The sequence below is a fragment of the Flavobacterium segetis genome (genome assembly GCF_900129575.1).
GTDB classification, from domain to species: Bacteria; Bacteroidota; Bacteroidia; order Flavobacteriales; family Flavobacteriaceae; genus Flavobacterium; species Flavobacterium segetis.
On record NZ_FQWE01000011.1, the window covers coordinates 54,154 to 71,268 of the forward strand.

Here is a 17,115-nt window from a genome sequence, read left to right on the forward strand (position 1 = left end):
CGCGGTGGGTATCCCTCCAGACGCGGGGAATTTACTCTAACTCCTTTTTCAAAAACTGCGCTGTATAACTTTTTTTGCTTTTTGCTACTTCCTCAGGCGTTCCTTTTGCAATCAATTGTCCACCGCCTTTTCCTCCTTCGGGGCCAATGTCAATTATATAATCTGCCAGTTTTATGACATCCATATTATGCTCGATAATAAGGATCGTATTTCCTTTATCTACAAGTTTGTTAATTACCTCCATCAAAACTCTAATATCTTCAAAGTGGAGTCCTGTGGTGGGCTCGTCCAGAATGTAAAATGTATTCCCAGTATCTTTTTTAGATAATTCTCCAGCTAGTTTGATGCGTTGTGCTTCACCGCCTGAAAGAGTGGTACTTTGCTGACCAAGGGTAATATATCCTAAACCTACATCCTGAATTGTTTTTACTTTTCTATAAATCTTGGGAATCAACTCAAAGAATGGTACTGCTTCATCGACAGTCATATTCAACACATCTGAAATAGATTTTCCTTTGTATCTAATTTCTAATGTTTCTCGATTAAAACGTTTTCCTTGACACGTTTCACATTCTACGTAAACATCAGGTAAAAAGTTCATTTCGATTGTTCGAACACCAGAACCTTCACAGGTTTCGCAGCGTCCTCCTTTGACATTAAAGCTAAAACGTCCTGCTTTATAACCCCGTATCATACTCTCTGAAGTCATTGTGAACAGATTTCTAATTTCTGTAAACACTTCGGTATATGTAGCTGGATTCGATCGCGGCGTTCTGCCAATTGGGCTTTGGTCTATATCAATCACCTTGTCGATATGTTCTAATCCTTCAATTTTTTTATATGGTTTTGGCTTTTTGACACCATTAAAATAATAGGCATTCAAAATAGGGTATAACGTTTCATTAATCAACGTGGATTTCCCACTTCCTGAAACACCCGTAACACAAATCATTTTGCCTAGAGGCAATTCAATAGAAACATTTTTTAAGTTATTGCCTGTTGCTCCAGTCAGTTTCAAAAACTTACCGTTCCCTTCTCGACGTTTTTTAGGAACCTCAATCTTCATTTCACCATTCATGTACATTGCTGTAATGGTATGGTGTTTTTGGATTTCAGCCGGCGTTCCTTTACTGATAATTTCACCACCATACTTACCAGCCTTTGGACCTATATCAATAACATAATCCGCACGTTCAATCATGTCTTTATCGTGCTCGACTACAATTACTGAGTTTCCTATGTCGCGTAATTGCTCGAGTGAGTGAATTAGTTTTTCATTGTCTTTTTGGTGCAAACCTATACTTGGTTCATCTAAAATATAGAGAACACCCACGAGCTGCGAGCCAATTTGGGTTGCTAGTCGAATGCGTTGCGCTTCGCCGCCCGAAAGTGATTTTGAACTACGGCTTAGAGCCAAATAATCTAAACCTACGTTCATCAAGAAGTTCAATCTATCTTTGATTTCTTTAATAACTTCGGTAGCTATTCTTTTTTGTTTATCCGATAAATGATTGTCTAAATCTTGAAACCAAGCGGTCAAATCCGAAATGTCCATGTCACACAATTCGGTTATATTTTTTTTGTTTAATTTAAAGAATTGTGCTTCTTTTTTTAAGCGTGAACCGGCACAAACAGGACAGTTAATTTCATCCATAAATTCCTTAGCCCAACGCTTTATGGAAGTGGAGTTACTTTCATCAAACTGATTTTTGATAAAATGTGATATTCCTTCAAAATCAATCTTATAATCACGACCAACCCCTAAATCTTTTGAGTTAACGGTGAATTTTTCTTTACCGCCATTCAAAATCATTTCCATTGCCTCAGCGGGAATTTTCTCGATGGCATCCGTTAATTTGAATCCGTATTTTTCTCCAATGATCTCAAGTTGCTTGAAAATCCAAGAGCTTTTATATTCGCCTAAAGGAGCAAATCCGCCCGCTTTAATTGTTAGTTTTGGATTTGGAACAATTTTTTTGACATTAATTTCATTTACAGTTCCTAGACCATTGCAATGATCGCAAGCACCTTTTGGAGAGTTGAAAGAAAATAAATTAGGCTCTGGATTTTGATATGAAATTCCAGTGGTTGGACACATTAAGTTCCGACTAAAGTATCGTACTTCATTTGTGTCTTGCTCTAAAACCATCAAAACATTTTCACCATGATGCATGGCAGTATTGATACTCTCTATTAATCGTTTTTCATTTTCCGGACTATCATCAATGACCATTCTATCCACAACGATTTCAATATCATGTGTTTTGTACCGGTCTAATTTCATTCCAAGAGTAATATCTAAGATTTCATTATTCACACGAACTTTAAGAAAACCTTGCTTAGCAATTTGTTGAAAAAGTTCAGCATAATGTCCTTTTCTAGCACGAATAACAGGTGCTAAAATATTAATCCGTTTCCCTGTAAAATCCTGAATGATTAAATCTTTTATTTGCTCGTCAGAGTAAGAGACCATCTTTTCTCCAGTATTATAACTATAGGCATCTGCACCACGAGCATAGAGTAAACGTAGAAAATCGTAAATTTCAGTTATCGTTCCTACTGTAGAACGAGGACTTTTGCTGGTTGTTTTTTGTTCGATGGCAATTACAGGCGAAAGTCCGTCAATTTTATCCACATCTGGGCGCTCTAATCCACCTAAAAACTGTCTCGCATAGGCTGAAAAAGTTTCTACATAACGGCGTTGGCCTTCGGCATAAATGGTATCAAAAGCTAAGGATGATTTTCCAGATCCTGAAAGTCCAGTAATTACAACTAGTTTCTCCCGAGGGATGGATACATCTATATTTTTAAGGTTGTGAACTCGAGCGCCTTGAACTTCAATAGTATTGTCTTTGTCTAACATAATTTTTTGCAAAAACGCAAAGTTAACATTTTGATTTATTCTTTCGTTACAACAGTTTAGAAGTTTATGTTAAAGATTATGTACTTTTGAAAAAAGCGAAATAAAGCTGTTTTACAATTATAAGTACATAATTTTTATATGAAAACAAGAATTGGAATAGTAGGAATAGGTGGAGTAGGTGGCTATTTTGGGGGGTTGCTGGCTAAAGAATTTTACAAATCAGATGTTGTAGAAGTTGTATTTATAGCAAGAGGTGAAATGCAAAAAGCGATCGAAAATAATGGTTTAAAAATTATTACAGATACTGGTGATACCGTCGTGTTTCCTCATTTAGTTTCTAATGATCCGCATACAATTGGAAAATTGGATTTTATTATTTGCTGTACAAAAACTTACGATCTTGAGGAGAGTTTGCTTTCTATTAAAAACTGTATTACTAAAAACACTGTTTTTCTGCCCTTATACAACGGTGTCGATGCTCCTGAGCGAATTAATACTTTATTTCCTGAAAATGAAGTTTTACAGGGTTGTGCTTATATTGTTTCAATGATCGCTTCTACAGGAATAATTAAGAAAATTGGTGCATATGAGAAGTTGTTTTTTGGTTCTACTATGGCACCAATTGCCACTTTAAATAAAATACATTCCATTTTTAAAACTGCAGGAATCGAGAGTTATTTAGTTGAAAATATAGAAGAAACCGTTTGGGAGAAATTTGTTTTTATATCGGCTTTGGCTTCAGCCACTTGCTATTTAGATCAAAATATTGGTGAAATTTTAAGTAAGAAAGAAAACAGATTATTTTATTTCGATTTATTAAATGAAATTACAATGCTTGCCGCAGTAAAAGGATTGAATTTACCGCAAGATATTGTATTTCAAAGCATTCAAAAACTGGAAAAATCGCCACATGATGCAACTTCTTCTATGCATAGAGATTTATTAGCGGGAAGAAAAATAGAGATAGAATCATTAACTGCGTTTGTGGTAAATGAAGGAGAAAAGTACGAATTAGAAATGCCAACGTACCTGAAGGTATTGGATAAATTGATGCTTTTATAATTCGTTTTGAGATAAGAAACACTTTTTTAAACGGCGAAATCAGATTTTTTTTTGTAAACATTTTTATTAGATTACTATAAAGTAGCGGACTGTTTTCCTATTATTTATTTGTGCACTATTTTTTTAAGTCAATATTTTTTTTATACTCTATTCTTGATAGTATGCGTGCATAATATTCAAGAGAATTTCTTATATTCGATCTATAAATCAAAAATAATGCAACACGATTTTGACTACATAATAATAGGAAGTGGATTTGGCGGATCAGTTAGTGCTTTACGACTTTCTGAAAAAGGATATAAAGTATTGGTTATTGAAAAGGGAAAATGGTATAAATCGAATGACTTTGCTAAAACTAATTGGAATCTTCCCAAATGGTTATGGATGCCTTCATTAAAGTTTTTTGGCATCATGAAAATGAGTATTTTTAGACATATTGTAATAATTTCAGGCACTGGAGTAGGTGGTGGGTCATTAGTGTATGGAAATACGTTGCCAATCCCGAAAACATCATTCTACAAATCAGGAAGTTGGAGCGCGCTAGCGGACTGGGAAAATGAACTCAAGCCATTTTATAAAACTGCATTAAATATGCTGGGTGCTACAAGAAATCCTAAGTTATTTGATGGTGATTTAGCGTTAAAGGAATTAGCAAAAAATATAGGAAAAGAAGATCAATTTGAAAACCCGGAAGTCGCTGTTTTCTTTGGTAAAGCGGGAGTAAAGGTAAAAGATCCTTATTTTGAGGGTAAAGGCCCTGATCGAGCAGGTTGTAATTTTTGCGGTGGTTGCATGACTGGATGCCGCTTTAATGCCAAAAACACTTTGGATAAAAATTACCTTTATCTAGCTCAAAATTTGGGCGCTAAAATCCTTGCTGAACAAGAAGTTTATGATGTTGTTCCTCAAGATGGTAAAAATGGATCGACTGGATACAAGATAATGTTGAAATCAAGTACTAATTATTTTAAGAATAGGAAAGAATTGACTGCAAAAGGAGTTGTTTTTTCCGGCGGTGTATTAGGTACGGTAAAATTGCTATTAAAACTAAAACATAAATCACTTCCATTAATTTCTGATAAATTGGGACAAGATATTCGAACAAATAATGAAACTTTGATTAGCGTCTCTACTTTAGACGATACTAAAAATGTATCTAAGGGAGTTGCAATAGGCAGTTTGCTTCACACAGATGATAATAGTCATCTTGAAATTGTAAGGTACGCAGAAGGTTCTGGTTTTTGGAAACTTTTGCATTTGCCTTTATCTAATGGTAAAAATACATTTACGCGCTTATTCAATATGGCAAAGCAAGTATTAAGTTATCCTATAAAGTATTTTAAAATCTATTTTGTCAATAGTTGGTCAAAAAGCACTACCGTTTTATTGTTCATGCAATCCATAGATAGCACTCTTAAATTTAAAAATAACTTTTTTGGCGGAATGTCAACTTCTGTTGGAAAAGGAGCGAAACCAAGTGCCTATATTCCGGAATCAATCGCGTTAACGAAAAAATATAGCGAAATTATCAATGGCGTTCCCACTTCATTTGTTTTAGAGTCAATTGCGGGCATACCATCCACCGCGCACATTTTAGGTGGCGCTGTAATGGGAGCGGACAGTTCTCAAGGAGTTATCAATAAAAACAATATAGTTTTTGGATATGAAAATATGTATGTAATAGATGGAGCAATGATATCAGCTAATCCTGGAGTAAATCCCTCACTTTCCATTACAGCAATTGCAGAACATGCAATGGCGCAAATAGAGGATAAGTCATTTTGAGGATGGTATTTACATACAGGAATTTAATTTCTTACTATTTTAGCGACTTTAAAGAGTGCTATTTAAATAAAACCTGAGCCGATTAGACTTTTTAAACGGCTCAGGTTTTTATTTATTCACTTCATAACTTTTTTAATGAATGCTGCATTATAAATAAGTGTTTTGCTTTTGAGGAAAACCGTAAATGTGATATATTTTAAACGTCTATATTTGTTTAAATAAAATCAAGTATTTACTTACTTTAGTTTTTGCTTTTAAATGCCTAAGTTTGAGCTTTAGGTTACAATAGTATAGAATTATCATTAAACAACGATTGTTAATGGCTTTCAACGAAGATTCAAGAGTTAAAATTCCCGCCATATTACATCTAATGCGCTTAGGCTATGACTATTTATCATTGGCTAATGTAGAACGGGATGAAAGCACCAATATTTTTACAGCTATTTTTAGAGAAAGCGTTTTGAGGCTCAATTCGACTTTGAGAGATGTGGATGTCTCTAGAATATACCTTGAACTAGCACTATCTCTTGAAAATGAAGATCTAGGAAAAGCTTTTTATGAAAAAATAATAGACCAATCAGGCATTCGTTTCATCGATTTTGAAAATTTCGAAAACAATACTTTTCATGTAGTTACTGAGCTTACCTATAAAAAAGATGATGAAGAATTTCGTCCAGACATTACGATATTAATCAATGGATTACCCCTAGTATTTATCGAAGTGAAAAAGCCAAATAACCTTGACGGAATACAAGCGGAGCACAACCGCATAGAAAGCCGTTTCAAGAATAAAAAATTCCGTCATTTCGTCAACATGACGCAGTTGATGCTTTTTTCCAATAATATGGAGTACGATAAAGAATCGACTTTGATGTTGCAAGGTGCATTTTATGCAACTGCATCTTATTCTAAGCCAAGCTTTAATTTTTTTAGGGAAGAAGCAGAATTCGATTTAACTAAAATTCTTGCTGATCTGGACGATGAAACGGAGACTTTGGTTTTGGAAGACAATAATTTGGTAGGTATCAAAAATGCTCCTGAATTTATTGTCAATAAAAATCCTGACACACCCACCAATCGCATTTGTACTTCTTTACTTCAAAAGGAGCGTCTGCGATTTATGCTGCAATATGGTATTGCTTATGTCAAAGGATCTAAAGGTTTACAAAAGCACATTATGCGTTATCCACAACTTTTTGCAACCAAAGCAATTGAATCCAAGTTGGAACAAGGGGTAAAAAAAGGAATCATTTGGCACACACAAGGAAGCGGTAAAACAGCTCTGGCATTTTATAATGTAAAATACTTGACGGATTATTACCGAAAAAAAAATATAGTTCCCAAATTCTATTTTATCGTGGATCGAATCGATTTGTTGATTCAATCAGCAAAAGAGTTTAAAAGTCGTGGACTTACCGTTCATGAAATTAGTAGTAGGGATGCTTTCGCAAAAGACATTAAGGCTACTAGCGTCATTCATAATCATTCGGGAAAGGCGGAGATCACCGTTGTGAACATCCAAAAATTTCAGGATGATCCTGATGTGGTGCGCAACACCGACTATAATCTAAACATTCAAAGAATATATTTCTTGGATGAAGTGCACCGCAGTTATAATCCTAAGGGGAGCTTCTTGGCCAACTTAAACGAGTCTGATGCTAATGCGATTAAAATCGGGTTAACAGGAACACCGTTATTAGGAACCGATTATAATTCTAAATCACTCTTTGGTGATTATATTCACAAGTATTATTACAACTCCTCTATTGCCGATGGTTATACGTTGCGTTTAATTAGAGAAGAAATAGAGACTAATTATCGATTAACGTTAAAAGAAGCCTTAGAAGAAATTGATATTCTAAAAGGGAACGGCGATAAAAAATTGGTCTATGCACACCCAAAGTTTGTAGAGCCCATGCTGGACTATATTGTGCAAGATTTTGAGAAGGCTAGAATCACCATGAACGACAACTCGATTGGCGGCATGGTTGTATGTGATTCATCTGAACAAGCCAAAATGCTCTATGAAATTTTCCAAGAGAAATACGCTGTAAACACTTTTGCGCCAGATCTTTTATTGGCTGCCGAACCTTCAACTGGATATGGAGCCAAAAAGAAATTAGAAAGCAAGGTCAACACTGCGGCAGTTATTTTGCACGATATAGGGACAAAAACAGATCGCAAAGATCAGGTAGAACAGTTCAAAGATGGAAACATTGATTTACTTTTTGTTTACAACATGCTTTTGACTGGTTTTGATGCACCACGATTGAAAAAACTGTATATCGGTCGTGTCATTAAGTCACACAATTTATTACAAACCTTAACCCGTGTGAATCGTACGTATAAAGATTTTAAATACGGTTATGTGGTTGATTTTGCTGACATTCAGAAAGAATTTGATAAAACCAATCAAGATTATTTCAACGAATTGCAGTCTGAGTTAGGGGATGAGATGGAGCATTACTCTGACTTATTCAAATCAAAGGAGGAGATCAATGCAGAAATTCAAGTAATCAAAGAGGTTTTGTTTCCATTTGACATTAAGAACTCAGAACTCTTTTCACAACCAATCACTCAAATTCAGGATCGAGGGGTTATGTTACAAATTACTAAAGCCTTAAATAATGCAAAGAATTTGTACAACCTTATCCGTTTGTCTGGCAATTATGAGATGTTAGCCGAACTAGATTTTCACAAACTTACCGTTCTTTTGAGAGAAGCTAATAATCATTTGGCTTTGATCAATACAAAAGAAGCTTTAGAAAGTAATGTAGATACGTCTAATTTATTGAATATTGCCTTAGAGGATGTCTTGTTTGCTTTTGTGAAAATTAAGGAAGAAGAAATGGTCTTGGCAGATCAGCTCAAAACTACCTTGCAAAAAACTAGAGAAATGCTTGGAGGAAATTTTGACCAAAAAGACCCCACGTTTATTTCGTTAAAAGAGGAACTAGAACGCCTATTTAAAAAGAAAAATTTGAGTGAAGTGTCCAAAGAAGAAATGGAAGCCAACATTAAAGCTTTGGAACAAATTTATACGCAAGCCAAAGAATTAGAGCGCAAAAATTTATTATTGCGTGCTAAGTATGACAATGACGAAAAGTACACTCGTATGCACAAACGCTTGATGGAAAAAGACCCTTTAACGGACAGCGAAACTAAACTTTTTGAAGCCTTAAAAGGGTTGAAAAAGGAAGTAGATCTTCAAATTTTACAGAATTCTAAAATGCTCGAAAACGAAAGTTTTGTGGATAAAATGATGATGCGATTGGTTATTGATCAATTTAAAAACAAACAAAACATTCCGTTGGATTCTATTGCCGCTAAGCGTATTAACGGCATTATAGTTAAGGAATACATGAATGAATTTTATGGACGAATAGCCTAATTAAATATGAAAAAGCAAGATGCCATTCAATTATTTGAAGATAAAAAAGTAAGAACCATCTGGGATCCAACTGTCGAAAAGTGGTATTTTTCGATTATTGATGCTATCGAAGCGTTAACCAACTCTGATAGGCCAAGAAAATATTGGAGCGATTTAAAAGTTAAACTAAAGAAAGAGGGAAGCGAACTGTCCGATAAAATCGGACAGTTGAAAATGCAAGCTCCTGATGGTAAAATGCGTTTGACGGATATAGCCGATACCGAACAATTATTTCGCCTCATACAATCGATTCCTTCACCAAAAGCGGAGCCATTTAAACTATGGCTAGCGCAAATTGCAGCGGAACGATTAGACGAAATTCAAGATCCAGAACTTACCATTGATAGAGCTTTAGAGCAATATACGCAATTGGGATATTCCGAAAGTTGGATTAATCAACGTTTAAAAAGTATTGAAATTCGTAAGGCGTTAACGGATGAATGGAAAAGTAGAGGTTTGAAAGAAGGTGTACAGTTTGCCACACTGACTGATATTATTTCGAAAGCTTGGTCTGGCAATACGACTAAAGAATATAAAATATTAAAAGGGCTGAAAAAGGAAAATCTCAGGGATAACATGACTAATACCGAGTTAATCTTGAACATGTTGGCTGAGGCCTCTACCAAAGATATTTCGCAAGCAACAAATCCTGAAACTTTTGATGAAAATGTAGAAGTAGCACAACAAGGTGGTAATGTTGCAAAAGTAGCCCTCAAAGAATTAGAGTCCAAGACGGGTAAAAAAGTAGTTGCTGCCTTGAATGCCAAACAAGGGGTGACCCAAAATCAAAGAGAAGAAAAAAAGAAAGACAAATAATGAATACAACATCACAGTTTGAAACGCAAACTAAGAACCTCATCGACGATTTAAAAAGCGTTTGCGCTAATTACGGTTTGGGAAATGACGGAAACGAGTTTAAGATTATCACTCAAGTATTTTTGTATAAATTCCTGAATGATAAGTTTGTTCACGAAGTGAAACAAATAGATGCCAGTATTGCAGCAGCAGACGACTGGGAAAAAGCGTTTAGAGCGCTAAGCGACGATGATCGCGAAATGCTAACCTTACAAATGAGCGAAAGCACCGCAACCATTCATCCTGATCAATTGATTTCGTCTTTGTTTGACAGACAAAACGAACCTAAATTTGCCGATATTCTCGACAATACCTTAATTGATATAGCTAAAAACAACAGCGATATCTTCTCGGTAATTACCGAAGGTGGCGAAAAAATAGTTTTATTTGAAAACATTAGTAAATATGTGACCGACAAGCGAGACGATTTTTGCAAAGCGATTATCAACAAACTGGTGAACTTTAGTTTCGAAAATATCTTCCACGAAAAGTTTGATTTCTACGCTACTATTTTCGAATATTTAATCTCTGATTACAACAGTAATAGTGGTGGGAAATATGCCGAATATTTCACGCCTCATGCCGTTGCTAAAATCATGGCGCGCTGCCTTGTGCAAGGCGAAGTGAGCAATGTTACTTGTAATGATCCCAGTGCAGGTTCAGGAACTTTGCTAATGAATTTAGCACACCAAATAGGCGAAGATAAATGCACCATTTACTCCCAAGACATTTCGCAAAAATCCTCTAACTTATTGCGACTGAATCTAATTTTGAACAATTTAGTGCATTCCATACCGAATGTGGTAAAAGGAAATACTATTTTAGATCCGTACCAAAGAGAAAAAAACGGTCGCTTGATGCGATTTGATTATATTGTTTCAAATCCTCCATTTAAACTCGATTTTTCTGATTTCAGTGCTGATTTAGATACCAAAGAAAACCACGAACGCTTTTTTGCGGGAATTCCGAATGTTCCAAAAGCCAAGAAAGAAGGAATGGCTATATACTTACTGTTTTTGCAACATATTATGTACTCTTTGACTGAAAAAGGCAAGGCGGCAATAGTTGTTCCCACAGGATTTATCACGGCTCAAAGTGGTATTGACAAAAAAATTAGAGAACGCATGGTAGAAAGCAAAATGCGTGCAGGTGTGGTCAGTATGCCAAGTAACATTTTTGCCACAACAGGAACCAACGTTTCAATTTTATTTTTAGACAAACAAAACAAAGGCGATGTAGTGTTGATTGACGCTTCTAACTTGGGAACAACGGTAAAAGAGGGTAAAAATCAGAAAACACTTTTAAGTTTTGAAGAAGAAGATAAAATCATAGATACTTTTAATACTAAAATTGCCATTGCTGATTTCTCGGTAGTAGTTTCGTATGATGACATCAAAACCAAAAATTACTCTTTGAGTGCAGGACAATATTTTGAAGTAAAAATTGAATATACGGATATTACAGCTGATGAGTTTACAAGTAAAATGAATGCTTTTGAAAGTAATTTAGAAGGTTTGTTTGCTGAAGGTAAAACATTGGAAGTAGAAATTCAGGCTAATTTGAAAAGTCTAAAATATGAATAATGATTTAGAAAATACCGCTAACGAAAGTTTGTTAAAGGAGCTTTCTACTTTAATAGAACAAAGCAAACAACGTGTTGCAGTTGTTGCCAATAGTGAAATTACATTATTGTTTTGGCAAGTAGGAAAACGTATTAATGACACCATTTTGAATAATGAAAGGGCAGAATATGGAAAACAAATTGTGGCAACAGTTTCACAACAATTAGAACATAAATACGGACGCAATTTCAATGAAAAGAATGTGCGACGAATGATGCAGTTTTCAGAACAATTTTCAGATTTTGAAATTGTCGTTCCACTGGCACGACAATTAACTTGGTCACATTTTTTGATTCTAATACCCTTAAAATCAATAGAATCTAAATTGTATTATGCCCAAAAAGCAATAGAAGAAGTATGGGGAAAACGAGAGTTACGCAATCAAATTTCACGCAAAGCCTTTGAAAGAAAAGAAATTGCCAACCTACGACTGTCTAATTTTCCGTCAGATTTACAAAACACCTTTAAAGACCCGTATTTGTTAGATTTTCTGAATCTAAAAAACACCTATTTAGAAAACGATTTAGAACGGGCTATTTTGCAAGAATTAGAAAGTTTTATTTTAGAATTAGGCAAAGGTTTTGCTTTTATGGAACGCCAAAAACGAATGATTATTGATGGCGACGATTTTTATCTTGACCTTTTATTTTACAACCGAAAGTTAAAACGATTGGTAGCTGTAGAATTAAAACTAGGAAAATTTGAAGCAGCCAACAAAGGGCAAATGGAATTGTATTTAAAATGGCTCAACAAATACGAAAAACAAGAAGGCGAAAACGAACCTATTGGTTTAATATTGTGTGCCGAAACCAATAAAGAACAAGTAGAATTGTTAGAACTGCACAAAGACGGCATTATGGTAGCCGAATATTGGACTGACTTTTTACTAAAAAAAGAACTAGAAAACAAAATCCACCAACTACTCATTGAAGCCAAAGAACGAATAGAACGAAATAGAATTGATTAGTATGAAATATATTTTAAAAATAGAAATTCAGAATAATTTGAAAGGATTGAAGTATGAGCGATAAAAACAAAAAAATGATTCGTAACAGTACAGCAGAATTTTTAATATTCACCGCGCAAAGTGGTGAAAATTCTATAGAAGCCCGTTATGAGGATGATACTATTTGGCTTTCACAAAAATTAATGTCAGCACTCTTTGATGTGGAAGAAAACACCATTACGTATCACTTGAAAGAGATTTATAAAAGTAATGAAATTGATATAAATTCAACTACTCGAAAATTTCGAGTAGTTCAACAAGAAGGAAATCGAACTGTAAAGAGAGAAATAGATTTTTACAGCCTTGATGCCATTATTTCTGTAGGTTATCGTGTTAATTCTATAAAAGCAACGCAGTTTAGACAATGGGCAACGAACGTATTGAGAGAATTTGCCATTAAAGGATATGTTTTAGATAGAAAACGAATGGAGAATGGCAGTTTTCTTAATGAAGATTATTTTGAACGTTTACTGCAAGAAATAAGAGAAATCCGTTTAAGCGAAAGACGTTTCTATCAAAAAATTACCGATATTTATGCCACAAGTAGTGATTATACCAAAGAAGCGCTAACCACAAAAACTTTTTTTGCCAAAGTGCAAGACAAACTTCATTTTGCAATACACGGCAAAACCGCTGCCGAACTTATTGCAGACAGAGCCGATAGTGAAAAAGATAATATGGGACTTACTTCTTGGGAAAATAGTCCGAATGGAAAAATAATAAAAGCAGACGTAATAATTGCCAAGAACTACCTCAACAAAGAAGAACTGGATTCTTTAGGACGCATAGTAAATGCTTATTTAGAACTGGCAGAAGAACGTGCAAAACGAAAAATCCCAATGACTATGAACGATTGGGCCAAACGATTGGATTTGTTTTTAGAGTTTGACGAGCGCGAAATTCTAGCGCATACAGGAAATGTAAGTGCAGAAATAGCCAAACAATTTGCCGAAAGCGAATTTGAAAAATACAGAATATTTCAAGACCGCCTTTTTGAAAGCGATTTCGATAAAGAAATAAAAAAACAACTGAATACTCCAAACAATGAGAAATAGTGCAGAAAAAGAAATTCAGAATAATTTGAAAGGATTGAAGTATGAGTAAAATTTCAAAAACAATCTTAGGAGATTTAATTGAATTTCAAAGAGGTTATGATTTACCTAAATCTGAATTTCAAGCTGGGGAAATTCCTGTTATATCTTCAAATGGAATTTTAGGTTATCACAATATTGCGAAAGTTAAAGCTCCCGGAATAACAATTGGAAGAAGTGGAACAGTTGGACTACCTCATTATATTAATGAGGATTTCTTTCCACATAATACTTCCCTTTTTATAAAAGATTTCAAAGGTAATAATCCAAAATACATTTATTATTTGATTAAAACTTTACGATTGAATGAATACGGAAGTGGATCTGGTGTCCCTACAATGAACAGAAATCATTTACATCCAATCAAAGTTTCTGCCTTTTTAGATATTGCGGACCAACAAAAAATCGCCAAAGTTCTTTCAGATTTAGATGCTAAAATCGAACTCAACAATAAAATCAATTCCGAGCTAGAAGCGATGGCAAAAACGCTTTATGATTACTGGTTTGTGCAGTTTGATTTTCCCGCGAAGCTGCCTTCGACTTCGCTCAGGCTGACAAGTAGTGATATTGACGCTGTCTCACTGAGCGAAGTCGAAGTGCCTTATAAAACTTCTGGTGGTAAAATGGTTTATAATCAAGAGTTGAAGAGGGAGATTCCTGAGGGTTGGACTACAGATGTATTAGCAAGTTGGATAGGTAAAGATAAAAGCGGTGACTGGGGTAAAGAAAACCTTGAAGGTAATTATACTGAAAAGGTTCATTGTATTCGTGGTGCAGATTTAAACGGTTTAAATGGCAAAGGTGCGGTAAAAGCACCAACTAGATATATTCTTGAAAAGAATAGGCATAAAATTTTAGATGAGCATGATTTAATTGTTGAAATATCAGGCGGTAGTCCGACTCAATCAACAGGAAGGATGGCGTATATCACTATAGAAACTTTGGAACGTTTTGATGCACCATTAATTTGTTCAAATTTCTGTAAAGCTGTTACTTTAGAAGATGAAACTTATTTATATAATTTCGCTTTCGAATGGGACAAGGCTTATGATCATGGAGTTTTATTTGGATACGAAGGTAAAACTAGCGGAATCAAAAATTTATTATTTGAATCTTTTGTTAGTTCATATAATACTCCAAAGCCTCCTAGAGAGATTGCTCAAAAGTTTTATGATTATATGAAGACTATCCAGTCAAAAAAACAAAAAAATCTAAAAGAAAACCAACAACTCACCTCACTACGTGATTGGTTATTACCCATGCTAATGAATGGTCAGGTTAGGGTTGGAGAGTTTGAGGAAGCAGTTAGTCCCGATAGCTATCGAGAGGTTGCTGAGGGGAGAGTTGAATATAAAAAGGGATAACGTATGATCAATAAACTAAAATACGCAACAATTTCTGATATAGGTATTTCTAATTTAATTTTTTACAATGTAGAAAAGGAAAAAGAGCTTATTCAATTTTGTAAAGACAATTTAATTAGTTGTTTACCCTCAAGTGATAGGAGAAGTATCTATAAATTAGTGAAAGGGAATTTTGAAAACTGTAGACTTGAAAGAGAATTATGTTTAAATCCTTTTGATCGCTTATTTGATGCGGTAACGTTAAAAAAATTTGAAAAAGTAGATCATAACGAAATACGATTTATTACAGAAGGAGAAAAAATTAAAGGAGTTGTTCATATTGTAGATTATAATAATGAATTTTTACAAGTGGAATTTTATCGTGCTTTCTACAAATTTGAGAATAACATTAGAACTCTTTTAATTAAAAATAAATTAACAAATGAAGACTTTATAAATTGGGTTAGATTGAAGAGTGAAAATGAAAATAATTTAAAGAATCAAGAGCATTGGAAAAAAAGATATAATGCACTTATGCCTTTTAAAATTGATGATTTAGAAAGAGTAAAAATTCAAAGATTAGAAGTAAACCCATTTCAAACTTTTTTTTTAAAAGAACTTTTAGAGTTTTGCTTTGATAACGACGTAATACATCGTGAATTTATAAATATTGATTCAATCTGTGCACTTAGAAATAGTATTGCTCATAATAAAGATTTGACTTCAATAATTGAAAATGAAAATGGCGATTTAATATATAATTTTAAAAATCTTCAAAAATTTGTTTTGCATGCGAAGGCATTTTTTGAAGCTTACGAATACTTGTCAGAATTCAAACAAAAATACAAGTAGCAAAATAGATCATTTAATTTTTAACAATATAATGCTCTAAAATATTTTTTATGAAAAACACTTTAGTAACAAGATTAAGCGATTTAAAACAATATAATAAGGCAAAGTGACTTGTTGTTTGGGAAGACAAAACTCCAAATAGATGGGAGAGTGTTTACAGTGAATTAAGTATAGGCGACAATGCTCTTTTCATTAGTAAGGACATTGTTTATATTGGACAAATCTATAAAATAAATGCAACTACAATTATATACGTTAAAGACATCGTTGAATTAAATATTAAAAACGATGAGCTATTACAGTTAAACGAAATTTATCCAGAATTTATTTCTAGAGTTAAAGCAAACTTTCATCCTTTCATACATGAAAAGGAAATAAATATTCCTAATTTAATCGAGGATGCTAATAAAAATAATTTTGTAAGCTTCTACATTTTCAATTCGTTACATGATTACGAAAATAGAGAAATTGAATTAAAAATTAATGATAGAATTTTAATTTTAGAAAAAGGATATATTGTTAATATTCAAATATTTTCATCACGAAAATTAAAATTTGCTCCTTTCAATAAATTTTTAAATTCTAAGGGAAAATCTTTAAAACAGTTATTAAAAATGACAGAAGAGTATAAGGGAAAAGACTCTAATTCAAATAATATTAAAAGATTAAAAGACATTCAACTTAAATTAAAATTAGAAAAAAATTATAAGTTTAAAACATTTTTTTCTTACCATGATGCCTTGTTTAATCAAAGGATATATGGCACCTATATGAGTGAAACTAAAGATAAAAGTGAACAAGCAGAAAGAAATTTTGATTTATTAAATGTTCCTCTCAATCAAATTTTATACGGCCCTCCTGGAACTGGAAAAACTTTTAGACTTCAAAAAGAGTATTTCGACAAATTTACTATTAAGGAAACATCTTTAACACGAGAGCAATTTTTAGAAACTAAAGTTGCTGATTTAACGTGGTGGCAAGTTATATCGATTGCTGTTTTAGATATTGGCAAGGCGAAAGTAAATGACATATTCAACCATGAGTTTATTCGTCTAAAGGAAAAACTATCATCCTCTAAAACGGTTCGACCTACTATTTGGGGACAATTGCAAAGTCACACTATTATGGATTGTCAATATGTCAATGTCAGCAACCGTTCTGAACCATTATTTTTTAATAAAAATGAAAATTAAGAATGGACAATTG

At 33.7% G+C, this 17,115-nt stretch carries 11 protein-coding genes; 10 read left to right on the forward strand and 1 reads right to left on the reverse strand.

The features are described 5' to 3' along the window. Positions 1–31: 31 nt before the first annotated feature. Complete coding sequence (gene uvrA, locus BUA99_RS13650; protein ID WP_072993498.1) at positions 32–2,863, reverse strand: excinuclease ABC subunit UvrA; 2,832 nt, start codon at positions 2,861–2,863, stop codon at positions 32–34. Between the two features lie 138 nt (positions 2,864–3,001). On the opposite strand from uvrA, the gene BUA99_RS13655 reads away from it, so the two are divergent. The 10 genes from BUA99_RS13655 to BUA99_RS13700 all read left to right on the forward strand — a co-directional run bounded on the left by BUA99_RS13655 (position 3,002) and on the right by BUA99_RS13700 (position 17,102). Then, positions 3,002–3,925, forward strand: coding sequence for a ketopantoate reductase family protein (locus BUA99_RS13655; protein ID WP_072993501.1), 924 nt, complete (start codon positions 3,002–3,004; stop codon positions 3,923–3,925). Between the two features lie 216 nt (positions 3,926–4,141). Beyond that, positions 4,142–5,710: a GMC oxidoreductase gene (locus tag BUA99_RS13660; protein WP_072993504.1), complete on the forward strand. Its 1,569-nt coding sequence runs from the start codon at positions 4,142–4,144 to the stop codon at positions 5,708–5,710. Between the two features lie 319 nt (positions 5,711–6,029). Beyond that, positions 6,030–9,101 (forward strand): type I restriction endonuclease subunit R, encoded by a 3,072-nt coding sequence (locus BUA99_RS13665; protein WP_072993507.1) that lies wholly within the window; start codon positions 6,030–6,032, stop codon positions 9,099–9,101. Between the two features lie 6 nt (positions 9,102–9,107). After that, positions 9,108–9,956, forward strand: coding sequence for a BRO-N domain-containing protein (locus BUA99_RS13670; protein ID WP_072993510.1), 849 nt, complete (start codon positions 9,108–9,110; stop codon positions 9,954–9,956). After that, the gene (locus tag BUA99_RS13675; protein WP_072993513.1) at positions 9,956–11,578 is read left to right on the forward strand and encodes an HsdM family class I SAM-dependent methyltransferase; all 1,623 of its coding nucleotides are present in this window, start codon (positions 9,956–9,958) and stop codon (positions 11,576–11,578) included. Before BUA99_RS13670 ends, BUA99_RS13675 begins: the two co-directional genes overlap by 1 nt. Beyond that, positions 11,571–12,584 (forward strand): PDDEXK nuclease domain-containing protein, encoded by a 1,014-nt coding sequence (locus tag BUA99_RS13680; RefSeq protein WP_072993516.1) that lies wholly within the window; start codon positions 11,571–11,573, stop codon positions 12,582–12,584. The genes BUA99_RS13675 and BUA99_RS13680 overlap by 8 nt, the downstream gene beginning before the upstream one ends. 53 nt (positions 12,585–12,637) lie before the next feature. Beyond that, positions 12,638–13,678, forward strand: a complete 1,041-nt coding sequence (locus BUA99_RS13685; RefSeq protein ID WP_072993519.1) for a virulence RhuM family protein — start codon at positions 12,638–12,640, stop codon at positions 13,676–13,678. 41 nt (positions 13,679–13,719) lie between these two features. Continuing rightward, positions 13,720–15,078, forward strand: coding sequence for a restriction endonuclease subunit S (locus tag BUA99_RS13690; RefSeq protein WP_072993522.1), 1,359 nt, complete (start codon positions 13,720–13,722; stop codon positions 15,076–15,078). A gap of 3 nt (positions 15,079–15,081) precedes the next feature. Then, the gene (locus BUA99_RS13695) at positions 15,082–15,909 is read left to right on the forward strand and encodes a hypothetical protein (protein ID WP_072993525.1); all 828 of its coding nucleotides are present in this window, start codon (positions 15,082–15,084) and stop codon (positions 15,907–15,909) included. Positions 15,910–16,523: 614 nt separating this feature from the next. After that, positions 16,524–17,102, forward strand: coding sequence for a P-loop NTPase family protein (locus BUA99_RS13700; protein ID WP_072993527.1), 579 nt, complete (start codon positions 16,524–16,526; stop codon positions 17,100–17,102). Positions 17,103–17,115 lie beyond the last annotated feature (13 nt).